The following is a 724-nucleotide window of genomic DNA, read 5'->3' on the forward strand; positions in this document are numbered from 1 at the left end:
GAGTTCGTCTGAGAGTTCCTGGCGGAGGCTGTTGTCTCCCATGTGTACGTTATCGGTGACATGCAAACCACCTGCACCAGAAACAGATGCCGTCCAATCTCTTAGGTCCTTCGGTGCGTTACGTAGCTTAGCCACACCCGACATAATGTTTAGGCGCAACTGATACAGCGTCGACTTACCAGAACCGGGCTCGGCGATCATCATTTCGATAGGCAACTGCGTCCCACGCCACCGATACATCCAAGGGCTAATGCAATAAAGCAATGCCAGGATTTTGCGGTCACGATCGTCTTCCGAGTCCTTAACCCGCGCACCCTTAATGACCTCATACCAGTTGAATGGTAGCGTGTCCGTCTTCTGGTGTTTGCCTATATGCTCTTTGAGTTTGGCCTCATCAGCTGGCACAACAGCACCAGATTCGAATAGGATGTCGTCTTGACCATTTTCCTGCATAAAGATTGCATCGGCGTTGACTTTGACTACACGTCCATTGCTGACTTGAAGGTATAAAGTATCCCCACGAATGCACATCACACGCTCGGGACTAACCTCAACAACGGGATCTTCACCAGCATACTGCGAACTAAGGTTCTGCAGCAGGGAGAAGTCATTACCTGTTAGGTTGTAATCCTTGTACATCATGACGCCAAACGGTGTCTTGGCAAAACCTGCATCCAGCTTAAACGTGACCTTCTTCAGTTCATGTGTCTGCCTAGAGAAGTAG

1 protein-coding gene is annotated in these 724 nt (G+C 49.6%); it reads right to left on the reverse strand.

The window, feature by feature from the left end:
* Nucleotides 1–724: hypothetical protein (locus tag VJI93_RS08310; RefSeq protein ID WP_324009247.1), on the reverse strand; the 724-nt coding region annotated here is incomplete at both ends.

The sequence above is a fragment of the Parvimonas sp. M20 genome (assembly GCF_035282425.1).
In the GTDB taxonomy this organism is placed as follows: domain Bacteria; phylum Bacillota; class Clostridia; order Tissierellales; family Peptoniphilaceae; genus Parvimonas.